Annotated in this window: 6 protein-coding genes; 4 read left to right on the top strand and 2 right to left on the bottom strand. The window is 71.8% G+C overall.

From position 1 onward, the window contains the following. Nucleotides 1-142: 142 nt before the first annotated feature. Nucleotides 143-643: an HAD domain-containing protein gene (locus ACGFYU_RS20365; RefSeq protein WP_393828674.1), complete on the bottom strand. Its 501-nt coding sequence runs from the start codon at nt 641-643 to the stop codon at nt 143-145. A 90-nt stretch (nt 644-733) separates the two neighbouring features. Between ACGFYU_RS20365 and ACGFYU_RS20360 the strand changes: the two genes are divergently transcribed. The 3 genes from ACGFYU_RS20360 (at nt 734) to ACGFYU_RS20350 (ending at nt 4383) form a co-directional block, all read left to right on the top strand. Continuing rightward, the gene (locus tag ACGFYU_RS20360; RefSeq protein ID WP_393828673.1) at nt 734-1282 is read left to right on the top strand and encodes a TetR/AcrR family transcriptional regulator; all 549 of its coding nucleotides are present in this window, start codon (nt 734-736) and stop codon (nt 1280-1282) included. After that, the gene (locus tag ACGFYU_RS20355) at nt 1282-2826 is read left to right on the top strand and encodes an MFS transporter (RefSeq protein WP_393828672.1); all 1545 of its coding nucleotides are present in this window, start codon (nt 1282-1284) and stop codon (nt 2824-2826) included. Before ACGFYU_RS20360 ends, ACGFYU_RS20355 begins: the two co-directional genes overlap by 1 nt. A gap of 69 nt (nt 2827-2895) precedes the next feature. Continuing rightward, nucleotides 2896-4383 carry a membrane-associated oxidoreductase gene (locus ACGFYU_RS20350; protein WP_393828671.1) on the top strand — a complete coding sequence of 496 codons (1488 nt, stop codon included), beginning with the start codon at nt 2896-2898 and terminating at the stop codon, nt 4381-4383. A gap of 7 nt (nt 4384-4390) precedes the next feature. Here ACGFYU_RS20350 and ACGFYU_RS20345 read toward each other — a convergent pair whose 3' ends face one another. Then, entirely contained in the window at nt 4391-5062 is a 672-nt protein-coding gene (locus ACGFYU_RS20345; protein WP_393828670.1) for a lysophospholipid acyltransferase family protein, read from the bottom strand. Nucleotides 5063-5286: 224 nt separating this feature from the next. On the opposite strand from ACGFYU_RS20345, the gene ACGFYU_RS20340 reads away from it, so the two are divergent. Beyond that, a complete protein-coding gene (locus ACGFYU_RS20340; protein WP_393828669.1) occupies nt 5287-6456 on the top strand; it encodes a glycerophosphodiester phosphodiesterase in 1170 nt (389 codons plus the stop codon). Nucleotides 6457-6599 lie beyond the last annotated feature (143 nt).

Here is a 6599-nt window from a genome sequence, read left to right as displayed (position 1 = left end):
ACCCCGCCTGGGCCGGGGGGGGCCCGGCGCCCGGAGCTGACGGCGCACCGGGACATCCCGCACGCCGGGGCGCCCAACACCCCGTGGCGCCCCCCCCGGGGGGGGGGGCGGGGCCCCCGCGCCCCGCCCGCCCCTCCGGTGTTTACGCCGCCCAGTCGGCCAGCGCGTCGAAGTCCGGCCGGGTCAGCCCGATCCGCTCGTCGACGTACATGAGCAGCGCGTGCGCCGGGTGGCGCTGTTCGACGTACTCGTGGTCCATGGCCGTGATGTCGTCGTCGATCCAGGCGAAGGGCCGCGCGCCTGCGTACTCCAGGACGTACTGCGTTTTCCAGAACGTGCCGCGCGGCGCCCGGCCGTGCATGACGGGCCAGTCGATGAAGGGGAGTCGCGGCAGGCCCAGGTGCGGGCCTATCCAGTCGTTGGCCTCGTCCTTCCACGTGGTGGCCCAGACGAGCTCGTACGAGTCCGCCAGCGCGAGCAGCTCCTCCCCGTGGTCGGGATTCAGCCAGACCCGCAGCGGCTTGCCGTCCGTCCAGCCGGTGGGCCGCATCCGGTGGGTGGTGTAGCCCTCGGGGCGGCGCTGGGCCTGGGCCGCGTACGGGTTCAGCGGGCCGTCGACGTCGATCAGCAGCAGTGGCTTCATGGGCTGAGGGTTCCTTTTCCGCTGCCTGTCCGGCAGCTCATTTACCGATCGAATGAGACAGTGACGTCTCATTCGGGTTATGCTTGTCTCATGGCCATGGATCGTGACCAGGTGCTCCGCGACGCGGCCGCCCTGCTCTCCCGCAAGTCGACCGCCACGATGGACGAGGTCGCCCGCGCCGCCGGAATCGGGCGCGCGACCCTCCACCGGCACTTCGCCGGGCGCGACGCCCTCGTACGGGCCCTCGAGGAACTCGGCATCCGCGAGTTCGAGGTCGCCTTCGACAACGCCCGCCTCGACGAGGGCACGGCGGTCGAGGCGCTCCGCCGGCTCGTCGCCGAGACCGAGCCCAACGCCCAGCTGCTGGCCTTCCTCGTCACCGAGAACCAGCTCTTCGAGGGCGACCAGATCAACGAGGGGTGGGCCCGCCTCGACGCCCGCGTCGGCGCACTCTTCCGGCGCGGCCAGCAAGAGGGCGACATCCGCATCGACCTGAGCCCCGCCTGGCTCACCGAGGCCCTCTACGGCCTCATCGGCACCTGCGCCTGGGCCGTCATGGACGGCCGGGTCGCCGCCAAGGACTTCCAGTACATGATCATCGAGCTGCTGCTCGGTGGCGCACGACGGAGCGTGGAGTGATGAGCCGTACCGAACAGCTGAACCGGCAGACGGGGGCGGAGGGGAAGAGCCCGGGGCGCTGGCTCGCGCTCTCCGTGCTCGTCCTGGCCGTGCTGCTGGTCGCGGTGGACGCCACCGTCCTCGGTCTCGCCACCCCCTCCCTCAGCGAGGACCTCAAGCCGTCCGGCACCCAGCTGCTGTGGATCGGCGACATCTACTCCTTCGTCATCGCCGGACTCCTGGTGTCGATGGGCAGCCTCGGCGACCGCATCGGCCGCAAGAAGCTGCTCCTGGGCGGTGCCGCCGCCTTCGGCGCCGTCTCCGTCCTCAACGCCTACGCCACCAGCCCCGAGATGATGATCGTCGCCCGGGCCCTGCTCGGCGTGGCCGGCGCCACCCTGATGCCGTCCACCCTCGCGCTGATCCGCAACATCTTCCACGACCCCAAGGAGCGCAGCCTCGCCATCGGCATCTGGGGCGCCACCGCCTCCGCCGGCGCGGCCATCGGCCCGGTCCTCGGCGGAGCCCTGCTCCAGCACTTCTACTGGGGCTCGGTCTTCCTCATCAACCTGCCCGTGATGGCCGTCCTGGTCCTCGTCGGCATCAAGCTGCTGCCCGAGTCCAGGAACCCGGTCGCCGGCCCCTGGGACCTGGTCAGCGTAGGCCTCTCGCTCGGCGGTGTCATCGGTGTCGTCTACGCCGTCAAGGAAGTCGCCACCCACGGCCCCACCTGGGAGGTCTGGGCCGCCGCCGTGCTCGGCGCGGGCGCCCTGTACGCCTTCGTGCGCCGCCAGTTCACGCTCACCGCGCCGCTGCTCGACATCCGGCTCTTCCGCCACCGCGGCTTCTCCGGCGCGGTCTTCGCCGACCTGCTCACCGTCTTCGGGCTGTCCGGGCTGGTCTTCTTCCTCTCCCAGTTCCTCCAGCTGGTCCAGGGCTACGAGCCGCTCCAGGCGGGCCTCGCCGAAATACCCGCCGCCGTCGGCGCCGTGGTCACCGGCCTGCTCGCCGGCCGGTACGCCCGCCGCTACTCGGTGCGTTCCATCGTCGCCTTCGGCCTGGCCGCCATCGGCCTCGCGCTGGGCGCGCTGACCCTGATCCACCAGGAGAGCGGCTATCCGCTGCTCGGCGCCGCCCTGCTCGTCGTCGGACTCGGCGCCGGCTTCTCCTTCACCGTCACCGCCGACGTCATCCTCTCCAGCGTCCCCAAGGAGCAGGCCGGTTCGGCCTCCGCCGTCTCCGAGACCGCGTACGAACTCGGCGCCGCCCTCGGCATCGCCCTGCTCGGCTCCGTCGTCACCGGCGCCTACCAGAGCTTCATCGCCCCGGCCTCCGTGCCCGCCCCGGTCGCCGACGCCGCGCACGAATCACTGGGCGGCGCGCTGGAGGCGGCCAAGGCCCTCGACCCGGACACCGCCCGGGTGATGGTGGAGGCCGCCCAGGAGGCCTTCGTCGACGGCCTGCGGCTCGCCTGCGGGGTCGGCGCGGCCGTCCTGCTGGCCACCGCCGTGGCCGCCTGGTTCCTGCTCAAGGGCCAGGAGCTCCAGGACGGCATCGAGCACTGACGTCCCGCCAGGGGGTGGTGTGCTGAGCGGAGTTGACAGTCCGTTGACCCGCGGGACACCATCCCGGCGATGGAGATCAACGACCTGACCCCGGCGGAGCGCCGCGTATGGGACGCCTTCCCGCGCGGTGAGGGCGTCGACTTCCGTGAACACCCCGATGAGACCGGAGCCGCGGGCGAGACCTGGGGCCCCGAGCGGACCGTGCGGGCAGAGGTGCTCACCGCCCTCCTGCTGAACGGGCCCAGCGTCGGGGGACAGGTCGCCGGGCTCAACATCAGGGGCGCCCGGATCACCGGCAAGCTGAACCTCCGGTACGCCGTCGTCGAGCACCCGATCCGCCTGCGCGCCTGCTGGTTCGAGCGCAAACCCCTGCTCTACGGGGCCCAGCTGCGGACCTTCGTCGCCAACGACTCGACGCTTCCCGGCCTGACGGCCGACTCCGTCCGCGTCGACGTCGCCCTCAAGCTGTCCTGCTGCCGCATCACCGGGCCGGTCCGGCTCGCCGGGGCCCGGATAGCCGGGGGCCTCTTCCTGCGCCGCGCGGTCATCGGCACGCCTCCCACCGGCGAGGACCCCCCGGAGGAGACCCAGGAGCCCCCGCTCCAGGTCAGCCACGCCGACATCGGCACCGACGTCATCGCCATGGAACTCACCGTCCACGGGCAGACCAGGATCAACGGCACCACCGTCGGCGGTCAGATCAACCTCAACGACTCCCGCCTCCTGGCCCCCGGCGGCATAGCGCTGCACGCCGAGAACGTGACCGTCGGAACCGACCTGCGGGGCCACCGGCTGCACGCCCGCGGCATGGTCAACCTCACCGGCTCCCGGATACCCGGCCAGGCCATGCTTACCCGTGCCGACCTCGGCAGCCCCGGCGGGACGGCCCTGCGTGCCTCCAGCTGCGCCATAGGGGAGATGTGGCTGCGCCAGTGCCCACCGATCCAGGGCGGCGTGAACCTGCGCCGGTCCACCTTCGACCTGCTCCACATCGATCCCGAGGCTTGGCCCGAGCGGATCGCCATGGACCGGCTCAGTTACCGCACCCTCGCCCCCCACCTGCCCGCCGAGGAGCGGCTGCCCGCGCTGGAGCGAGAGGAGTCGGGCTACCTCCCGTACGCCTACGAACAGCTCGCCGCGGCCTACCGTACGGCGGGCGACGAGGCGGCCGCCCGGACCGTCCAGCTCGCCAAGCTCCGGCGGCACCGGCGCACCCTGCCGCCGCAGGGGCGGCTGTGGGGACTGCTCCAGGACGTCACCGTCGGCTACGGATTCCGGCCGCTGCGCGCGGCGGGGTGGCTGCTGGCGCTGCTGCTGATCGGGTCGATCGCGTACGGGATCCACCCGCCGCGGGAGCTGAAGACGGGGGAGGCGCCGGAATTCAATCCGGTGTTCTACACGATCGACCTGATGCTGCCGATCATCGGCTTCGGCCAGGAGCAGGCCTTCGCGCCGAGCGGCTGGTACCAGTGGCTGTCGTACCTGCTGATCGTGACCGGCTGGATCCTCGCCACCACGACGGCGGCGGGCGTCAGCCGGTCACTCCAGCGGCAGTAGCCGGTGCTTACGCGGCCTTGGCCTTCGTGGCGTACATGTCCACGTACTCCTGGCCCGAGAGCCGCATGACCTCGGCCATCACCGAGTCGGTGACGGCGCGCAGCACGTAGCGGTCGCGGTCCATGCCCTCGTAGCGGGAGAACTCCATCGGCTCGCCGAAGCGGATGGTGACCCGGCCCGGGCGCGGCATGCCGGCGCCGCCGGGCTGGAGCTTGTCGGTGCCGATCATCGCGAACGGGACCACGGGGGCGCCGGTCATCAGGGTCAGGCGGGCGATGCCGGTGCGGCCGCGGTAGAGCCGGCCGTCGGGGGAGCGGGTGCCCTCGGGGTAGATGCCGAAGATCTTGCCCTCTTCGAGGATGCGGCGACCGGTCATCAGGGCGGCGACTCCGCCGTTGGCCCCGTCACGGTCGACGGGGATCATGCCGGCGCCGGTGAAGAACCAGGCCATGGCGCGACCCTTGATGCCCTTGCCCGTCACGTACTCGTCCTTGCCGATGAAGTGGACCGTGCGGTCGCACACCAGCGGCAGGAGCATGGAGTCGATGAAGGTGAGGTGGTTGCCCGCCAGGATCACCGGCCCGTCGCCCGGGATGTTCTCGATGCCCTCCACACGGGTGCGGATGATCAGGCGAATGATCGGTCCGACAGTGGCCTTGATGAGCCTGGTACGGAACAACGTGAGCCCTCCGGCATCGAAAAGCGGTTTCGCACCACACGGCGGTAGTGCAGGTGAGGACGATACTCGCGGGTCAGCCCTGATCGCACATCGGGTTCACCACTCGGATACGCAGTGTTGACGCACGTTTCCGCCATGTTCCGCAGCCGCACCCCCTGCCGATACCGCGTCCTGCCTACGATCGGCACGCCGATTCGGGCATTTCGCAGCGAGGAGTGGCACTCATGACGCAGGGTGGGGCAGCACGGCGCACGGTCCTGGGGGCGGCCGTCCTGGCGGCCGGAAGCGGGATCACCGCACTGTCGGCGGGGACGGCCGCGGCATCGGCATCGGAGGCGGGCCACGGCGGGGGCGGCTACCGGGACCTGCCCTACCCGACGGTGATCGGCCACCGCGGCGCCAGCGGCTACCGGCCGGAGCACACGCTCGGCTCCTACCAGCTCGCCCTCGCCCTGGGCGCCGATGTCATCGAACAGGACCTGGTCCCGACCAGAGACGGTCACCTGGTGTGCCGCCACGAGAACGAGATCGGCGGGACCACCGACGTCGCCGACCACCCCGAATTCGCCTCGCGCCGTACCACCAAGTCCGTCGACGGGGTCTGCCTCACGGGCTGGTTCACCGAGGACTTCACCCTCGCCGAACTCAAGACCCTGCGCGCGAAGGAACGTATCCCCGCCGTCCGCCAGCGCAACACGCTCTACGACGGCCGGTGGGACGTGCCCACCTTCGAAGAGGTGCTGCGCTGGGCCGACCGCGAGGGCAAGCGGCGCGGCAAGCGGGTCTGGCTGCACGTCGAGACCAAGCACCCCAGCTACTTCCGCGCGCTGGGCCTCGCCCTGGAGGAGCCCCTCGCGAAGCTGCTGCGCCGCTACGGGCGCGACGGCCGGAACGCGGCCCTCTTCCTCCAGTCCTTCGAGCCCTCCAGCATCCAGCGGCTCTCCCGGCTGGTATCGGCGCCCCGCGTGGTCCTGCTCTCCGCGGCGAACACCCGTCCGTGGGACTTCGAACAGGCCAAGGACCCGCGTACGGTCGCGGACCTGGTCAAGCCCGAGGGCCTGCGGTGGATCGCCGGCTTCGCCCAGGGCATCGGCCCGACCATGGACCTGATCCTCCCGCGCGACGCGTCCGGCAGGCTCGGCACTCCCACCACGCTGGTCGCGGACGCCCACGCCCGCGGGCTGGTCCTGCACCCCTACACCGCGCGCAACGAGAACAGCTTCCTGCCGGCCGACTACCGCAAGGGCACGGATCCGGCCGCGTACGGGGACGCCTTCGGCGCCTTCCGGACGTACTTCGAACAGGGCATCGACGGCATCTTCACGGACAACCCAGACACCGGGCTGCTCGCCGCGGAGGCCTTCCGCCCGGGCCGCCGCCCCGTCAACCACTGAGCGGACCTTCACGAACGAGTGGGGCGGGGGCCGCGGGGGGCCCCCCCCGGCCCCCCCCCCCCCCCCCCCCCCCCCGGGCCAGGGGGATGGGGGGCACGGGTTGAGCGGCCGGCCCCGCGGCCGGGGCGCCGCCGCCGGCGCCG

The sequence above is a fragment of the Streptomyces sp. NPDC048337 genome, assembly GCF_043201175.1.
Lineage (GTDB): Bacteria > Actinomycetota > Actinomycetes > Streptomycetales > Streptomycetaceae > Streptomyces.
Note: the sequence above shows the minus strand (reverse complement) of the source record. Positions and strands in the feature narration are given on the sequence as shown.

Coding starts and splice junctions, on each gene's coding strand:
- ACGFYU_RS20365 (WP_393828674.1), bottom strand. CDS start 643: ATGAAGCCACTGCTGCTGATCGACGTCGACGGCCCGCTGAACCCGTAC.
- ACGFYU_RS20360 (WP_393828673.1), top strand. CDS start 734: ATGGCCATGGATCGTGACCAGGTGCTCCGCGACGCGGCCGCCCTGCTC.
- ACGFYU_RS20355 (WP_393828672.1), top strand. CDS start 1,282: ATGAGCCGTACCGAACAGCTGAACCGGCAGACGGGGGCGGAGGGGAAG.
- ACGFYU_RS20350 (WP_393828671.1), top strand. CDS start 2,896: ATGGAGATCAACGACCTGACCCCGGCGGAGCGCCGCGTATGGGACGCC.
- ACGFYU_RS20340 (WP_393828669.1), top strand. CDS start 5,287: ATGACGCAGGGTGGGGCAGCACGGCGCACGGTCCTGGGGGCGGCCGTC.